The organism is Vibrio tetraodonis, from assembly GCF_003350295.1.
Taxonomy (GTDB): Bacteria; Pseudomonadota; Gammaproteobacteria; order Enterobacterales; family Vibrionaceae; genus Vibrio; species Vibrio tetraodonis.
This window is the reverse complement of sequence record NZ_QLYY01000014.1, coordinates 44,581-61,757: the sequence shown is the minus strand read 5'-3', so window position 1 is coordinate 61,757 and position 17,177 is coordinate 44,581. Positions and strand designations below refer to the sequence as shown.

Annotated in this window: 13 protein-coding genes and 1 tRNA gene; 5 read left to right on the top strand and 9 right to left on the bottom strand. The window is 41.6% G+C overall.

From position 1 onward, the window contains the following. Positions 1–530: 530 nt before the first annotated feature. Positions 531–2,426 (bottom strand): PAS domain-containing sensor histidine kinase, encoded by a 1,896-nt coding sequence (locus DPF90_RS10715; RefSeq protein ID WP_114786334.1) that lies wholly within the window; start codon positions 2,424–2,426, stop codon positions 531–533. A gap of 101 nt (positions 2,427–2,527) precedes the next feature. Between DPF90_RS10715 and DPF90_RS10710 the strand changes: the two genes are divergently transcribed. Continuing rightward, on the top strand, positions 2,528–3,367 hold the full coding sequence (locus tag DPF90_RS10710) for a hypothetical protein (protein ID WP_114786333.1): 840 nt from the start codon (positions 2,528–2,530) through the stop codon (positions 3,365–3,367). 205 nt (positions 3,368–3,572) lie between these two features. Here the strand turns inward: DPF90_RS10710 and DPF90_RS10705 are convergent. Together DPF90_RS10705 and DPF90_RS10700 are read right to left on the bottom strand one after the other, a co-directional pair. Further along, positions 3,573–3,647 (bottom strand) — tRNA-Gly (locus DPF90_RS10705). 122 nt (positions 3,648–3,769) lie between these two features. Further along, positions 3,770–5,215, bottom strand: coding sequence for a sensor domain-containing diguanylate cyclase (locus tag DPF90_RS10700; RefSeq protein ID WP_240314501.1), 1,446 nt, complete (start codon positions 5,213–5,215; stop codon positions 3,770–3,772). Positions 5,216–5,498: 283 nt separating this feature from the next. Between DPF90_RS10700 and DPF90_RS10695 the strand changes: the two genes are divergently transcribed. The 3 genes from DPF90_RS10695 to DPF90_RS10685 all read left to right on the top strand — a co-directional run bounded on the left by DPF90_RS10695 (position 5,499) and on the right by DPF90_RS10685 (position 9,504). After that, the gene (locus DPF90_RS10695) at positions 5,499–6,731 is read left to right on the top strand and encodes an L-lactate MFS transporter (RefSeq protein ID WP_114786332.1); all 1,233 of its coding nucleotides are present in this window, start codon (positions 5,499–5,501) and stop codon (positions 6,729–6,731) included. Between the two features lie 187 nt (positions 6,732–6,918). Then, on the top strand, positions 6,919–9,276 hold the full coding sequence (locus tag DPF90_RS10690; protein WP_114786433.1) for a fatty acid cis/trans isomerase: 2,358 nt from the start codon (positions 6,919–6,921) through the stop codon (positions 9,274–9,276). Positions 9,277–9,315: 39 nt separating this feature from the next. Then, complete coding sequence (locus DPF90_RS10685) at positions 9,316–9,504, top strand: hypothetical protein (RefSeq protein WP_114786331.1); 189 nt, start codon at positions 9,316–9,318, stop codon at positions 9,502–9,504. Between the two features lie 81 nt (positions 9,505–9,585). Here the strand turns inward: DPF90_RS10685 and DPF90_RS10680 are convergent, their stop codons facing one another. After that, entirely contained in the window at positions 9,586–9,999 is a 414-nt protein-coding gene (locus DPF90_RS10680) for an RNA-binding S4 domain-containing protein (protein ID WP_114786330.1), read from the bottom strand. A 101-nt stretch (positions 10,000–10,100) separates the two neighbouring features. Between DPF90_RS10680 and DPF90_RS10675 the strand changes: the two genes are divergently transcribed. Continuing rightward, a complete protein-coding gene (locus tag DPF90_RS10675; RefSeq protein WP_114786329.1) occupies positions 10,101–10,898 on the top strand; it encodes a substrate-binding periplasmic protein in 798 nt (265 codons plus the stop codon). A 40-nt stretch (positions 10,899–10,938) separates the two neighbouring features. Here DPF90_RS10675 and DPF90_RS10670 read toward each other — a convergent pair whose 3' ends face one another. The 5 genes from DPF90_RS10670 to DPF90_RS10650 all read right to left on the bottom strand — a co-directional run bounded on the left by DPF90_RS10670 (position 10,939) and on the right by DPF90_RS10650 (position 17,156). Then, on the bottom strand, positions 10,939–12,531 hold the full coding sequence (locus DPF90_RS10670; protein WP_114786328.1) for an ABC transporter ATP-binding protein: 1,593 nt from the start codon (positions 12,529–12,531) through the stop codon (positions 10,939–10,941). A 2-nt stretch (positions 12,532–12,533) separates the two neighbouring features. Beyond that, complete coding sequence (locus DPF90_RS10665) at positions 12,534–13,571, bottom strand: ABC transporter permease (RefSeq protein ID WP_114786327.1); 1,038 nt, start codon at positions 13,569–13,571, stop codon at positions 12,534–12,536. Beyond that, on the bottom strand, positions 13,572–14,660 hold the full coding sequence (locus DPF90_RS10660; protein WP_114786326.1) for a microcin C ABC transporter permease YejB: 1,089 nt from the start codon (positions 14,658–14,660) through the stop codon (positions 13,572–13,574). A gap of 15 nt (positions 14,661–14,675) precedes the next feature. Further along, positions 14,676–16,493, bottom strand: coding sequence for an extracellular solute-binding protein (locus DPF90_RS10655; RefSeq protein ID WP_114786325.1), 1,818 nt, complete (start codon positions 16,491–16,493; stop codon positions 14,676–14,678). Between the two features lie 144 nt (positions 16,494–16,637). After that, on the bottom strand, positions 16,638–17,156 hold the full coding sequence (locus tag DPF90_RS10650) for an NUDIX hydrolase (protein ID WP_114786324.1): 519 nt from the start codon (positions 17,154–17,156) through the stop codon (positions 16,638–16,640). Positions 17,157–17,177 lie beyond the last annotated feature (21 nt).

Here is a 17,177-nt window from a genome sequence, read left to right as displayed (position 1 = left end):
CGTACAAAGCCGTTTGAAATAGAGCACCACTTTTTCTTTTATGCACCTATTAGAACACATGAAAAAGTGGCAACAATGTAAATACAACCATCTTTGTTTCATTATTGTTAAATTCGTATTTTTATAAACAAATCCATCAGTTATATTTATGCCGCATGTAAAAGAAAGTGATATTTCAGGTTGAACGCATCCAAGACCAAAAAGGCGGGAGTCAATCACACTATTTATAAGGATTGGTTGACATATACTCGGCATTAAAATGTTCACGAGAACGAAATAATATAATAATAACTAGCTTGGCGTAGGGATATAGCTAAGAGCATTGTGACCTGTCACAACCGCGATAAAACTTAAACAATGCGCCCTTAGCTATAATATTTCTGCTTACTACAACCACTAGGGGGTACACCACCAACGACTATCAATTTGACTAAAGCTTTCTTTGGTATCTGGGCTGTCAATATCAACTCTGACACGATTGGTTAGATTTGCCTTGTCAAACGCGTCCTTAGAAAACGGAAAATGATGGTTTATTTCGACAAGGATTTGGGCAAGGTTATTTTATAGCTCACACCATTACCAATACTCGATTCCAGCAGGATCTCTCCTTTTAGTTTTTGGTTGACTAAGTTGTATACCAGTGTAAGACCTAACCCAGAGCCACCACTCCCTCGTTTAGTCGTATAAAACGGCTCAAAGACTTTTTGTTGGTCTTCTAAATCTATGCCCTGCCCATTATCTTGGTATAAAAAAGTGATGCCATGCTCAGACTGCTGGTAGCTAATCGAAATATTGGCAGGTTTACTAGTTTGTTCAAACGCATGGTAAACACTGTTGAGGATCAAGTGACTCATCACTTGAGTTAAGACACCAGATAAACTATTTATTGTAATTTCCCTTTCACCTATCAACTCGATGCTTACTGGAACTTTTTTCGTCTCACTCTCAAGGCTCACTAACACTGCTTCTAACATTTGACGAATATTAAACTCAGACTGATTTTCTGATATATGATCAACCGCCGTACTTTTGAAGTCTTTAATCAAGATAGAAGCACGCTCTAAATTCGCTTTCAGCATAGAGAGTCCTTTATCCATGATCTGGCTTTCACTAGTAAATTCAGTACTGGTCAATGTCTGATTGTCAAAGCTATCACTGAGCTTATTTAAACTATCTTCAACCAATGAAGTAGCCGTGACGGCAATGCCAAGCGGTGTATTTACCTCATGGGCCACACCAGCGACTAAGCCACCCAAAGCCGCCATTTTCTCAGATTCGACAAGCTTCTCTTGAGTGCTTTCAAGCTCCCTTAAACTTTCTTGCAAAGCTTGCGTTCGCATTGCGATAGTCGCTTCGAGTGAATGATTGAGCTTTTCTAACTCAAGCTGCGCTTGTTTCAGCTCACTAACATTTATTGCTGTACCTCGAAAACCAACAAAAACATCACCACTGTATTTAGCAATGGCTTGGAAAACGAAGTAATAAGCCTTACCATCAAATTCAATTTCATCTTGGCACATTGAAAAGCTTTTCTTTTGTTCAAGCTTTTCTTGTAGTTTTAACGATTTATTTAACCCTTGAATTTTATGAACAATAGGTATCTTGTCTTCACCGATACCCAACGCAGCTCTCATCGGATCAGAACAAAAAGTCAACCTATGTGTATTGTCAGTTTCCCATAGCCAGTCAGAAGACACATAGGTAAAATCTTGCAGCTTTTCTTGCTCAGCTTTAATGCTTTGATACAGCTTAGTAAAAGTACAAGTAAGCTTATTAATTTCATCAGCAACCCAACTGAGTTCGTCCGTGTCCTCGATCGTCCAATGTTTATTGTTCATCTGTAAATTAGAGGTTGCATAACGTGGCGAATAATGTCGTAGGTATTTGACAATACTGATGACTCTCGCATTTATACTTTTATGGAATACCCAAAATAAAATGCTGCACACCAGAAAGGTTTTCACCGCATTGAGTAGGAGACTGATGAAAAACTGCTGAAGTAGAAAGTGATAAATTTTTTCCGAGTTGGAGGTAACAGAAAGCTCTCCCACCGTTGCTTCTAAATCCGTATTTTGGTCAAAGTATTTTATTTCGAACCGGCTTGTAACATGACTTCCCTCTGGCTTTATTCCAGATGATATTACCTCTCCATCAAGACCGACTTCGAGATAATCAACTTTGGGCAGATTCGTCAGCTCCTCAAGCCTTTTTTGCAATGACGGGATATCATAGAACCACAATGAGGTGGCAAGCAGCCCAGAATAAACCTGCTTGATTTCTTGATGCGTCGATTCAACGTCACTAAATTCTCTATCATAGTCCAAGTACAGCTGCAACCCCGTAGTGGTCAGGGTTATCACACTGCTAATGGCGACTAAAATTAGCAACACTCGACGCCCTATCCTGCTGACGTACCTTTTACTCATTAAATAATCTCTAGAAAGATGTCTATCAATTATAGTGTGAGCTGGAGGGTTACTGACAAATAACTATACTAAAACTCAGTTAAAAAGTTTGGAAACTCAACATGAAGATGATCACTCTATTGCTATTGTCTGTCATCGCTAGTGTCGTCTCTGCAAGAGAAATTCGCTACCCCAACCTTGATGGCATAGGTCAACAATCGATAGGGCTCGCCATGCTGAAACTGGCGATTGAAAAATCAGGCTCTGACATGACAGCAATTGTCGACTCTAATGAAGTTAATCAAAATCGGGCGCGGCAACTTGTTGAAAATGGCCAGCTCGATATTTTTGATACTGGTTTTGATGAGACCTTAGATGGGCGTTTTAAACCTATCTACCTACCCATAGATTTAGGTTTGACTGGATGGCGTTTGTTTATTATTCATCAAGATACACAGGCAAAAGTTGAGAATGTTAAAAATGTATCTCAACTGAGCCCATTTGTTATGGGGCAAGGACAAGGCTGGGGAGACATTCGAATCTTGGAAGCTTCGGGACTGAAAGTGACTACCGCACCACGCATTGAGATCTTAATCAAAATGGTTGGAGGAAAACGGTTTGACTTATTTCCACTGGGTGCAACAGAAGTTCACCAATTCCTTGAAACCTATCGCGGAAACCAAAAGCAACTGATGGTCGAGAACCAACTGGTTCTGATTTACCCCTACGGACGATTTTTCTATATCCGCAATAACGATACCGAGTTATCTGACGTGATGCATAAAGGCCTAGAGGCCGCATTTGAGGACGGGAGCTTACAAGAGTTATTGATCAACCATCCTTTTTCAAGTGATGCTTTTACCAAAGCCAACTTAGCAGAGCGAACTCATATTCGAATTCCAAGCCCAACGCTAACGGAAGGTTTCAAGGCCATCGACAACAAATGGTGGTACGTGCCGTAAGCAAGTTCCTTCACTAAAACCATCGATTTATCGACGAAAAATGCATGGCACTATGAATCTGCTTTGGAGAAAAGGCTAATTTGGTGTATGTGGGGGCTAGATCAATAATATTTGATTTCGATGCGAAAGAAAAAATCTTTAGAATCAAAATGCTAGATACGAAGTTTAAACAATTGGAAATAACAGGTTGAACTAGGTTTTGGATTGGAGCGTGCAGCGGGAATCGAACCCGCATCATCAGCTTGGAAGGCTGAGGTAATAGCCATTATACGATGCACGCATCATCGTGAATACAGGTCTAATATGCCACAGTAATTTGAAAAGAAAAGGTTTTTCTTCGCCAAATGGTTTTGTTTGCTTTCTTTGTGCGCAAAGTGGTAAAAGTTTGACCTCTACGGGCGGTCAAGAATGTGAATTTTCCATGTTGTGCACAACCGCTTGGTCCTTCCCTTGTGCTTTCGCTTGATACATTAGTTGATCAGCATCTGAAAGCTGTATATCCTGATGTGCCGTTGGGTAATATGCGCACCCTAAGCTGACGGTAACCTGATAGGGAAGCTTGTCGCTAAAGTCTAGATTTCGAATTAAGTCACAAATAGCGTGGGAGACTTCTTTTACTCGCAGCTCATCTTGGTTGTTCATCACAAGGGCAAACTCCTCACCACCGATACGGCCCAAAAGTTGGTCCGATCCGACTTTTTCATGTACCGCCTCTGCAACCGTTTTAATGACATGATCACCGACCTGATGCCCGTAGTTGTCATTTATAGATTTGAAGTCATCAATATCAAATATAATGACACATACGTCACCCTGCATCTCTATACGCTGTTGAAACTCCGAAACGAAATGTCGACGATTACTCAGCCCTGTCAATGAATCCGTCTCAGAGAGTTTCTTTAGCTCTTCATTGGCCAAGGCTAACTCACGAGTTTTCATGCGCACCGAATACCTCAATGCAAATATATAGAGGATCGCACCACCCACAGCAATCGCAATGAGAATCGGTGCCAAATAAGCCGGGTAGACAGTATTGACGTGCATCCAACGACTCAAAATGCGCTGCTTCTCACTTGTGGTAATCGTTTCCTGTCCCTTTATTATCCTATCTTGTAACGCTTTATTACCCTCTTTTACCGCAGCTCTCAAGTCTCCTGAGTAAAGATTTCTAACACCAATGAAAGCGTTGGGCTGGTTGCTTGTCAAAAGATAGAAATTTCCCACTTGTAAATCCGCAACAAAAGCGGAGATCTCTCCTTTAAACGCCGCATCAATCATTTTCTGGTTATTGTTGAATGACACAAGTCGAATATTAGGGTAATTGTTGCGAGTAAATTCTTCTTCGTATCCGCCCGTTACTACTCCCACTTTATAGTTATGTTTGCCCAACATAAAGTCATTGAGGTCAAGACCTATCAAATCTCGATTTATGTACATCTGAGTATCAATAGTGATGATCTCTGGGGTGTAATCTAGATAGGCTTCTCTTCCTTCAGACCATAGTATCCCTGCATGCACATCTGCTTGTCCTGTGCGTACTGCCTCAAGTGAGTCATTCCAATCTAATAAAAGAAATTCAATCTCGACATTATTGTGTTTGGCAAAATGTTGCCAGTAGTCAATCAATATCCCGGCGGGTTGTTGATCGTCGTCTAGATAAGAAAAGGGCTTCCACGCTTTTGAGTTGGTCACAATCAAAGTTCGTGACTCTGTGTTTTCTTGATTCGCAACTGATACAGGGGAAAACAATAGGGTGACGTTTAGTAAGCTTAGCTGAGCTAGTAAGGCCCCCTTATGCAGAAACTGTTTGATTTTTGAGAGATATAGTATTGCGGCATGTTTACTCAAGTTTGCGCCCACTAGCCCAGACCAATAATGATAATTATAATATTAGACACTAATAACCCATCTGCCAGTTTGCTGCCTACCACGAACGCTTGATAAGAACTTTACTTAACGCAAAGTTTATCTCTTTTCGTACCGATATTAACCCACACAAAAAATAGATTTAAATCATCTCAATATTGGGTATAATCCGCGCCCATTATGTTTTGTGTTGATAAACACTAAATAAATTTGAAAAAAACCATAAAACAAACCTCTCACAGACAGAGGTAAAATGAGAAGTAAAATGAGCAAGATTGATAAAGCGACACGAATACTACTAGCAGGGTTCTGTATCAACCTTTGTCTTGGCATCCTATATGCTTGGAGTGTCTTCAACAAAGCGTTAGTGACAGAATCAGGATGGAGTGCAGCAGAAGCCTCATCCCCCTACGCTATTGCAACTATTACCTTTTCAATTTGTCTTCTTATCGCGGGGATCCTACAAGATAAAATGGGACCACGTAAGATCCTGATTCTTGGCACCATCTTAACAGGCTTAGGTATGATTGCATCTGGCTTTGCAAATTCACCACTGATGCTAAATATCACTTTCGGTGTAATGACGGGGGCCGGGATTGGCTTTGGCTATGCTTGTCTTTCACCATCAGCGATGAAATGGTTTCACTCATCGAAAAAAGGCATGGTTAATGGATTAGTTGCTGCTGGTTTTGGCCTTGCTGCTATTTATCTCGCTCCGCTTACCTCATCTCTAATAGATAGCATGGGGATTCAAACAAGCTTTATTATTCTTGGTATTAGCATATTGGTGATCACCGTTCCTCTTGCCGCTACAATCAGTAATCCTCCAGCAGATTATGCCCCCGCTTCACCACATAATAAGGCCAGCAAGTCTACAAATCCAAGTGCTCATGATAGTGACTTAACTTGGAAGTCCATGCTAAAGACGCCTCAATTCTACTCTCTTTGGATTATGTATGCCTTTGCAGCATCAGTTGGTCTAATGATCATTGGTAACATCACGACTATCGCAAGCATACAAGCGGATTTACCTAATGCCGTTTATCTCGCTTCAATTCTCGCGATATTTAACTCCGGTGGACGAGTCGTCGCAGGGTTACTCGCCGATAAGATTGGCGGAATAAGAACATTGCTTCTGGCGTTCATTCTACAGGGCATTAATATGGTTATGTTCGCTACGTTTAATAGCGAGTTCACATTAATCCTAGGAACAGCAGTTGCTGCGGTAGGCTATGGTACATTGTTAGCGGTATTCCCAACCATAACAGCAGAATTCTATGGTCTTAGAAACTACGGTACTAACTATGGTGTGCTGTATACAGCATGGGGGATTGGCGGTGCTATAGGTGCGGCTGTTGTTGGCTTCTCAATGTCCAATGTTGAAAACTATAGCCTTGCGTACACAATTTCGGCCTTCATGATGGCAACCTGTATTGCTTTAGCACTGTTTACCAAACCAATCTCTATGGCAAAACTCGGACGACTGAAAAAAGCCTAACGCACCTTTCATGTCGCTCTATATTCCAAAAGGCTTAGCTTCATTGTTAAGCCTTTTTAGGCTATGTGAACGCCTTGTAAAATCTCGTCAAAATTGTAGGGCTCAACGACTTTGGTTGGTTATTTGATGGCTAATTAAGTATGCTTTAATTGCAATGATTGAACTGATCTGGACTGCTATTTTTCACATGAATGTGCGTAAACTATTTATCTTATCTCTTATTACACTCTTTGCAGGCTGTGCAACCTATGCGAGTCTTAATTACGACAAACTCTTTGGTTATGCGCAACCGAGGGAACGGCTTGTAGAGGCATCCAGCCCATCTAGTGACTTCTTTCTCAACCAAGTAAAGCCTATTATTGATAACCGCTGCGTAGTATGTCACGCATGTTATGACGCTCCTTGCCAACTGAAACTATCCTCCACAGCTGGTATTGATCGCGGGGCGAGCAAAGCCCTCATTTATCAAGGTACACGACTAACCGCAGCAACACCCACTCGATTATTTGAAGATGCTCAAAGCACCTCTCAATGGAGAGACTTTGGTTTTAATCCTGTCTTGAATGAGCGAACACAATCGCCTACTGCCAATATAGAAGCTGGGCTGATGGCAAAAATGTTGATGCAAAAACAAGCGCACCCTTTACCTATGCAAACTCAATTAGAGGGGTTCGATTTTTCTATTGATCGTGAACAGCAGTGCCCCACTATCGAAGAATATGCGGAATATGAAAGCAAATACCCTAATTGGGGAATGCCTTATGGCATGCCTAATCTAACATCAGCAGAGTATTCAACCTTAATGTCTTGGCTACAAGATGGAGCGCTCATGAGCGCTCCTCTGCCCTTGACCTCAGAGCAAGATGCCCTGGTTAATAAATATGAGCAATTCTTGAACGCCAGTCCGCGTAAAGTACAGCTAATGGCTAGATACATATACGAACACCTTTTCCTGTCACATTTGTATTTTTCTGATCTTAAAGAGTCAACCCCTCGTTTCTTTACTCTGATCCGTTCAACCACGCCACCAGGACAAGCCATCAAGCAGATTACAACTCGCCGTCCATATGATGACCCTAAAACCGAGCGCGTTTATTACCGGTTGATTCCTGTCTTATCAACCATTGTTGATAAGACCCATATGCCTTTTGCACTCAATAAACAACGCTTGGCTAACTGGAAAAAGTGGTTTATCGACTCCAAGTATGATGTGGCAAAACTACCTGACTACTCAGTCGAAGTTGCAGCCAATCCCATGACAGCTTTTATCGACCTTCCCGTTAAAGCTCGTTTTAAGTTCATGCTGGACAATGCACAAAATACAATAAACGCCTACATAAAAGGCCCTGTATGTCGTGGACAGCTGGCATTAAATGTTATTAATGACCGTTTCTGGGTATTTTTCTTGGATCCTGATAAATCGGATATACCCGAAGTCAACGAGTTTTATCGCTCACAAGCAGATAATTTGAAGCTGCCGGGGGAACTGGAAAGTAATACTGTGCCGATTACCAACTGGGTCTCATATTCTCGGCAGCAAGCCCGTTACTTAGAAGCAAAGTCTGAATTTATTAATAAGTGGTTTAAAGACGGCCAAAATCTCACAACCGATGTGATTTGGACAGGCAATGGGACCAACCCAAATGCTGCACTCACTGTCTTTAGGCACTTTGATAGTGCATCCGTCGTTCAAGGTTTGGTAGGTAAACCGCCCAAAACCGCGTGGGTCCTTGACTATGCACTGATTGAACGTATCCACTATCTCCTCGTCGCTGGATTTGACGTGTATGGCAACTTTGGTCATCAACTTATGACCCGTATGTTTATGGATTTTCTTCGCTTAGAAGGGGAAAGTAATTTTGTTACTCTGCTGCCCAAAGACATTCGCCATTTCGAACAGTCAAGCTGGTATGAGGACCAAAGTGCTCAATTAAGTGACTTCTTACAACGTAACGTTAAACCTTTTAATCAACCTAGTCAGGTTCCCTATCAGACCGATAATCCAAAAAAAGAGCTGTATAACATTCTACAAACACAGCTTTCTCCAGTACTCCATAATCGTTATGCTATTGAGCAAACCGGACTGTCTCCTGAAAGTGAACAAGCACTCGCAACCATTGATGACTTAAAAGGCGGAGGTATCCGTTACTTCCCTCAGATTATAATACTGCAGATAGAATCGGAATCAGGCCAAAGTCAGGTCTTTACTCTCTTGCACAATAATGCCCATACCAATATCTCCAGTCTATTTGATGAGCAAAGAAACAGAGATTTTGATAACGATGACTTCACTTTGGTTCGCGGCATTCTAGGTAGCTACCCTGCTGCCTTCTTATCACTCAGTGAAAAAGAAATCCCATTATTTGTAAACATGATTGCACAGGTCAAACAGGAGCAAGATTACATTAAGTTATTGGATAAATTTGCTATCCGAAGAAGCTCACCTGAATTTTGGTCTTTCAGTGACAAAATTCACCAATGGTATAAGAAAGATCAGCCTATCGAATTTGGTCTCCTTGACTATAATCGTTTTGAGAATAGGTAAACTATTCGGCCAAGCGTTTAACAGCGCAGGAGGTAGGGCATGAGTATTCGAGATAGTATTCGAGCTATCGAGCAGCAAATATACATCGCTTGCTCAGAGGGTGATTACGACACTGTCCAAATGCTTGAGCATCAGCTAGAGAGTTTGCGAGGCAAGGCCGAGCATCCACTCGATGATGATTCCTATGCACCTGAAAGTAAGATACCCCCAGAAGACCTTTGGTATTAACGATTAAAGCCCCGTACAAAACGGGGCTTTTTCTATATTAGCCACATTGGTTGCATTTACTCAATCTTGCAAAACCGACCGCTAGAAAAAATCGATATCTGAGCGACCAATCTTATTTTTCTTGCTCGAGTTTGCTTTCTTGCTGTCAGCCTTTTCTGGCTTCACTTGTGGTTTTGTGCCCTTATGACGAACTTCCTCTGTCACGGAATCACTAACTGTGCTTTCATACTCCGAGTTCTCAGCATCACAGATAACCACATAGAACTCTTGGTTAAACTCAAAAACATCTCCGTGATACATTTTGCGACGTTTACGAGTTTCAAGTTCACCATTGACAGCAACATAACCCTCAGAGATGATGTGCTTCGCTTCACCTCCGCCACCGACTAAATTAGCTAATTTAAACACCTTATATAGCTCAATAGGCTCACTTGATACCTCTACTCCAATCGCTTCGATTTCAATTTCTTGAGTATTTTTGTCGTCTTCTGTCATGTTTTGCTTTAATTAAATGGCGAAAACGCAAAGTCTAATGCCTAACCTTCAATAAATAAACTAAAGTTAAACATAGAAAGAGCACATTAAAGGGACGAACTTTGCTCAAATGGACACTCATTCTACTTTTACTCTCGTGGCGAGCCGTTGCTTTCGAGCCACCGGTTAAAGTTTTGGTATATGGTGACGACGCTTATCCACCATACAGCTACGTAGAAAATGGCATCGCGAGAGGGATATACAGCGACATTCTTCGTCGAGTGTTTGAGGACATGCCAGGCTATAAGATAAAAATTGTACCCATCCCTTGGAAACGTGGGCTTAAAATGCTCAAGTCCGGACGCGGCTTCGCCCTGTTCCCTCCCTATTACTATGCTGATAAACGCCTTTACATATCTCCGTATTCAAAGCCCATTTTGAATGAAGAGGTTGTTGTATTTTGCAACAATGACAGCGTACAAGATCGCCCACTAAATAATTGGCCATCGGACTACCTCGGTTTGACCATAGGTGTAAATGAGGCTTTCGCGCTCGGTGGAAGCGAGTTTTGGAATGCAGTAAAAGCAGGCAAAATAACCGTTTCTGAAGCAAAAGGGAGCAGGCCAAGCTTGCTAAAATTATATGAGAAGAAAATTGATTGTTACATGAATGACCGATTGTCTATTCTCTGGGAAATAAAACGTATGACAACCGATGGCCTACTGCCAGAGGATTGGAAACTCACGTTAGGGGCCGTCGTGAGCGCAGAGCAAGGGTACTTAGGCTTTACCACGATCCAACCTGAGAAATACCCTTACAAAGACGACTTCGTCGAAACATTTAACTCTATTCTCACGCAATTGAAAGAGAAGGGAGAAATTGAAGTTATCGTCAAAGCTTACTTAGAAAAAGATCTATAACACACGTAGTTTCCCCCCTCAACCCTTGTGTTATTAGCACCTAGAAACTTGAAAGCTCGACCAGCTTACGTGTGTATGAACGTTTAGGACTTTCAAAAAGCTTATCTGTCCTCCCACTCTCTACAATAAGCCCTTGCTTCATTACAATCGTATGGTGGCAAAGGGATTTAACAACATTAAGGTCATGACTTATAAACAAGTAGGTTAAAGCGTATTTCTGCTGAAGAGATTTCAGAAGATCAAGAACCTGAGCTTGAACCGTTCGATCAAGTGATGATGTGGGTTCATCGAGTAGAATGAATTCAGGTTTAAGTACCAAAGCTCTTGCTATTGCAATCCTTTGACGCTGCCCGCCTGAAAACTCATTGGGGTATCTGTGGCGAGTTTCAGGATCTAAATCAACATCTTCCATTGCCTCACAAATCATTTTATCGACGGTTAATTCATCAAAGTCATGATGAACGTATAGCCCTTCACCTATCACTTGTGCAACAGACATTCTAGGATTAAGCGCGGAGAATGGGTCTTGAAAAACCACCTGCATTTTACTGCGGTAAGGTAACATCTCCTTCCGGTTCAACCCCTGTAACTCATGTCGTTCATAGCAGATGGAGCCTTCAGAGTTCACTAAACGCAAAATAGCCATACCCGTAGTAGATTTACCAGACCCACTTTCACCTACTATACCCATTGAATGACCTCGTTTCAGGTCAAAGTCCATATCTGTCACCGCTTTGATATGAGAAACTACTCTTTTAAATAGACCTCCAGTTACAGGAAACCAAACCTTTAATTTGTCTACTTTTATAAGACTCTCTGAATCTTCCGCGACTTCGACGGGTAGCCCTCGAGGATCCGAGTGAATCAGTGTTTGTGTGTAAGAGTGCTCAGGCGCGGAAAATAGCGAATAACAATCAGCCTGTTCAACTATCTGTCCATCTTGCATTACCGCAACTTTGTCTGCAATTCGGCGAACTATGCTCAGATCATGGGTAATAAACAGCATCGCCATTCCAAGTTCTTTTTGCAAATCTCTCAATAATTCCAATATTTGCGCTTGCACAGACACATCAAGCGCAGTGGTTGGTTCATCAGCAATTAATAGTTCTGGTTTGTTTATCAAAGCCATTGCTATCATGACTCTTTGTCTTTCCCCACCAGATAATTCATGAGGATAAGCATTAATCTTCACTTCAGGATAACGGATGCCCACTTTTTGTAGCCATTCAACGGCTAATTTTTCTGCTTGAGTCTGACGAACACCACTATGTATCGCCAGTGTCTCTACCAACTGTTTCCCCACTTTATGTAAAGGGTTAAGAGATACCATCGGCTCCTGGAAAATCATCCCTATACGATTACCGCGGATCCCTCTCAGTTCGCGTTCAGAGCAGTTCAGTATATCAATACCATCAAAGTTGATAGTACCTTCAAGATAATGAGAAGAGCCTTTGGGAAGAAGCTTAAGTATTGAATTGGCCGTCACTGATTTTCCAGATCCGCTTTCACCAACTAACGCAAGGGTTTCCCCTTTAGAAATCGTAAAAGACACTTTATTTGTGACTTTATTTATCTCGTTGCCAACACCAAATCCTACCGACAAATTGTTCAACGTGAGTATGTCTTTCGCCATGACTATCTACCTTGATGATGAGGGTCAAAGGCATCTCGCACTGCTTCACCGATAAAAACCAGTAAGGTGAGCATGATGGACAATACCAAAAAAGCAGAGAAACCAAGCCAAGGGGCTTGTAAGTTGGCTTTGCCCTGAGCCAACAACTCTCCTAAAGAGGGAGATCCAACAGGCAAACCAAAACCAAGAAAATCGAGAGATGTGAGTGTTGTGACCGATCCCGAGAGGATAAATGGCATCATTGTTAGAGAAGCTACCATCGCATTTGGCAACATGTGCCTTCTCATAATTCGACTATCGCTGACGCCCATTGACAGTGCTGCTTTTACATAATCAAAATTTCGACAACGTAAAAACTCAGCCCTCACAACACCAACTAGACTCATCCAACTAAATAGCACCATAATGCCTAATAACCACCAGAAATTAGGTTCAACAAAACTGGATAAGATGATGAGTAAAAACAAAGTTGGCATCCCAGACCATACTTCGATGAAACGTTGACCAAACAAGTCTAACCAGCCACCATAATACCCCTGAGTTGCACCAACAATAACGCCAATGACGCTTGATACTAAAGTAAGAATAAGCCCGAATAGTACTGAGATACGAAAGCCATAAATAATACGCGCCAATACGTCACGACCTTTATCATCGGTACCAAGCCAATTAACATTATCCGGTGCAGAAGGAACTGAGCCAGCAATATCGTAATTGATCGTGCTATAGCTAAAACGAATCAGGGGCCATACCATATAACCTTTGTTTTCTATCAGCTCCGCAACATAAGGATCGGTATAATCGGCTTCGGTCTCGAACTCACCACCAAATACAGTTTCAGAATATTGGGTTACAATAGGGAAGTACCAAGCGCCGTCATAGTCTACTAATATGGGCTTATCATTGGCAATTAGCTCTGCAAACAGACTGAGTGTGAACAAAACCATAAAGATACACAGCGACCAAAAGCCACGCTTATTCGCTTTAAACCTTTGCCAACGCGCTTGATTTAACGGGTTAGCCGTTTTGCTGTTTTGCATTTAACGGGCCTCGAAGTCTATTCTGGGGTCGACCCAAGTGTATGTTAAGTCTGATATAATGCTCAAAATCAAACCCAGTAATGTCATAATGTAGAGAGAACTAAAGACCACCGGATAGTCTCGCTGAATCGTTGATTCAAAGCCAAGTAAACCTATACCTTCAAGCGAAAACATGACTTCAATCAACATTGAACCTGTGAAGAAAATACTGATAAACGCTGCGGGAAAACCAGCGATGATGATCAGCATGGCGTTACGAAAAACATGCTTGTAAAGAATGCTGTTTTCATCCAAGCCTTTAGCTCTAGCTGTTACGACATATTGTTTGTTGATTTCATCCAAAAATGAATTTTTAGTCAGCATACTCAACGTAGCGAACCCACCTATCACCATAGCCAGTATCGGCAAGGTCAAGTGCCAAAAGTAGTCAATAATTTGCTCATACCAAAGCATTTGATCAAAGTTGCTCGAAACAAGGCCACGTAGTGGGAACCAGCTAAAATAATTACCACTAGCAAATAATATAATCAGTATGATGGCAAACAAAAACCCCGGAATTGCATAACCAACTATAACAACTGCACTCGACCAAATATCGAATCTTGAACCGTGATGAATCGCTTTCATTACACCTAATGGGATCGAGATGAAATAAATAATCAATGTACTCCACAACCCCAGGGAAATAGATACAGGAAGACGCTCAACGATTAAGTCGATCACATTACCACCCTTGAAGAGACTATCTCCAAAATTAAAGGTGGCGTAATCTTTTAACATAGTGAAGTAACGCTCTAGAATCGGCTTGTCAAAACCAAACTGCTTTTTGATTTCCTCGACAACTTCTGGATCTAACCCTCTTGAACCCTTGTAACCACTCGGACTAGTATCACTACCAATATCCAGAGAAACTTCGCTGCCACCACCAGAGAAACGCTCCATTATCCCTGAGTCAAATCCTTCAAGTTGCGCAATAGCCTGTTCAACAGGACCACCTGGAGCGATCTGGATAATAAAAAAATTAATCGTGATTATCGCCCACAAAGTGGGTACCACTAACAGTAATCGGCGAAAAATATACGCGGTCATGCTTCACCCTCTTTGCTAACGACGTTTTTCCGGCAATTTCGCAGCTTTCTCTTTCGATATCCACCAAGTATCAATGCCTAGGTCGTACTTAGGCAAAGTAGTCGGGCGATCAAACTTATCCCACATAGCCACTCTGTACTTACTTACGTACCATTGTGGAATAATATAAAAGTTCCACTGTAGGACTCGATCCAATGCGCGACCGAGTGCAAGCAAAGCATCCGGATCTTGCTGCTTTTGAGCAATTTCCATTGTCAAGCTATCCACAACAGGATCCATAACTCCTGCAAAATTATAAGTAGAGTCGATATAGTTTGAATTCCATATAATCATCAAGTTTGGGCTCGGGTATGGGTTAGCCGAATACCCTCTGGAGATCATGTCAAAGTCTCTGTCTCTTAATCGCTTTGTGTATTGCGTAGTGTCAATAGTGCGAATTTTCATCTCAATACCCATTCGCTTCATGTTCTTTTGAACGGGTATCGCAATTCGTTCATCGGTCGGGCTATAAATCATTAACTCAAAACGAAACGCTTCACCTGTCTTAGTGTTAGTAAGTACTTTATCTTTTAGCTCCCAACCAGCTTCTTTCAACAGTTTGAAAGCGACTCTCATCTGAGCTCGAATTCGTCCAGAGCCATCTGTCTTAGGCGGTTCAAATTCATGTGTAAGTGCCCGTGGAGGAATTTGATTTTTAAACCGCTCTAAAACTTTACGCTCTTGCTCACTGGGTAACCCCTTTGCCTCATAATCTGTATTTTGAAAATAGCTGCGGGTTCTAGAGTATTGACCATAGAACATGTTCTTGTTCATCCACTCAAAGTCCATTGCATAACTAAGAGCTTCTCGCACTAGCGGATCTTTAAATATTTCCCTTTGAGTATTAAAAACAAATCCAGCCGTACCTTCGGGCTTTTGATGGGGAATTTCCTCTTTAGTAATAAAACCTTTATCAAAGTTTTTTCCTGTGTAGGAGTTAGCCCAGTACTTTGCCGATGTCTCTAGACGAAAATCAAACTCACCCGCTTTAAATGCTTCCAGCATAACAGTATCATCTCGATAATAATCGTACTGAATCTGCTTAAAGTTGTGTCGCCCAATATTGACAGGAAGATCCTTCGCCCAATAATCTTCCACTAATCCATAAGTGACACTCTGCCCAGTTTTATGATCGATGATTTTATAGGCTGAGCTGCCCACTGGCGGCGTGGATATGGGTTCTGAAAAAGACTTATCTTTCCAAAAATGTTCTGGCAGTACCGGTGTAGATTGAGCAAAACTAAAAAGTTTCTCCCTGTTTGGCGTTGCCATTTCTATCCGAACTGTGTGCTTATTCTTTGCCTTAACAGACTTGATATCTTTATAGTAAGCTCGATACTGAGGGACTCCCTCTGTCATAAATTTCTCAAAAGTAAAAGCGACATCGTCGGCGGTAATTGGTTCTCCATCATGAAAGCGGGCTTTGGGGTTAATATCTAGCTCAAGCCAAGTGTAATCATCTGAATATCGGACTCTTTGAGCGATTAGGGGATAATAAGCATCGATTTCATCACTGGGAGAGTACATTAAAGAATCATAGAGTTCGCCTGTTGCGGCAGCAGCAACACCTCTTGATGCATAGCGATTGAAGTTATCATATGTTCCTACCTGGCCGTAGGTAACCTTGCCATATTTAGGCGCGTTAGGATTAACATAATCAAAATGAGTAAAGCCATCTGGGTACTTGGCTTTACCGAATCCTACTAAGTTGGTTGATTCAATGACTTTAGCTTGTACGATAGAGCTTACGCTAACAAGTAGAGCTCCTAAGAGAATGCGGCGTATTGGCATCATAGACAGTATTCTTCCCAACATTAAGTATACTATTAATTCAGTTACTTAGATAAGTATAGGCACTTATACTACAGCCGGAGAAATGTTCGCAACAAAAATGTGCCGCAACGCCAACTATTAATCATGTCAAAAAAAACATGTGTACTACATCATTTCCTTGGCAATGAGGTGTAAAAGGTAGGTTTCACGCTCAATGCTCATACCTTTTTTAGGACTGCTAGTCATGGTTTTTTCGTTATGTTCAATCGCCTTATGAATATTGACCCACATGGCTGTCATCCCGTTTTTTATTTCGTAATCTTCATAGGAAGGTTTTCCAAGATCGAGATCAACCTTGCAGGTATAACAGTAGGAATGCATGTGAATAACATCGGCTTCTGGCTTGTACCATGGTCGAAATTCTTCATAAATACCAAAAGGCTTGATGCTACGAATATTTCGAGCACCGGTTTCTTCTGTTAACTCTCTCACCAAACCCGCAATAATGTCTTCTCCATCATCAATTCCACCACCGGGAATGGAGTAATCATGATAACGCTGTGTATATAGCAGTAGAATTTTCTCTCCATTAACCACTATGGCTCTCGCCGCTTTCCTTTGAATGATAGCTTTGTGATCCAAGTGGTTAATATCGGGATGTATAGATGTTTTTAATTGTCTCATCAATAAATTAATCTAGGTTCG

Bases quoted from the DNA above. Each gene is read 5' to 3' on its own strand.
- DPF90_RS10715 (WP_114786334.1), bottom strand. From the start codon at position 2,426: ATGAGTAAAAGGTACGTCAGCAGGATAGGGCGTCGAGTGTTGCTAATT.
- DPF90_RS10710 (WP_114786333.1), top strand. From the start codon at position 2,528: ATGAAGATGATCACTCTATTGCTATTGTCTGTCATCGCTAGTGTCGTC.
- DPF90_RS10695 (WP_114786332.1), top strand. From the start codon at position 5,499: ATGAGCAAGATTGATAAAGCGACACGAATACTACTAGCAGGGTTCTGT.
- DPF90_RS10690 (WP_114786433.1), top strand. From the start codon at position 6,919: ATGAATGTGCGTAAACTATTTATCTTATCTCTTATTACACTCTTTGCA.
- DPF90_RS10685 (WP_114786331.1), top strand. From the start codon at position 9,316: ATGAGTATTCGAGATAGTATTCGAGCTATCGAGCAGCAAATATACATC.
- DPF90_RS10680 (WP_114786330.1), bottom strand. From the start codon at position 9,999: ATGACAGAAGACGACAAAAATACTCAAGAAATTGAAATCGAAGCGATT.
- DPF90_RS10670 (WP_114786328.1), bottom strand. From the start codon at position 12,531: ATGGCGAAAGACATACTCACGTTGAACAATTTGTCGGTAGGATTTGGT.
- DPF90_RS10665 (WP_114786327.1), bottom strand. From the start codon at position 13,571: ATGCAAAACAGCAAAACGGCTAACCCGTTAAATCAAGCGCGTTGGCAA.
- DPF90_RS10660 (WP_114786326.1), bottom strand. From the start codon at position 14,660: ATGACCGCGTATATTTTTCGCCGATTACTGTTAGTGGTACCCACTTTG.
- DPF90_RS10655 (WP_114786325.1), bottom strand. From the start codon at position 16,493: ATGATGCCAATACGCCGCATTCTCTTAGGAGCTCTACTTGTTAGCGTA.
- DPF90_RS10650 (WP_114786324.1), bottom strand. From the start codon at position 17,156: ATGAGACAATTAAAAACATCTATACATCCCGATATTAACCACTTGGAT.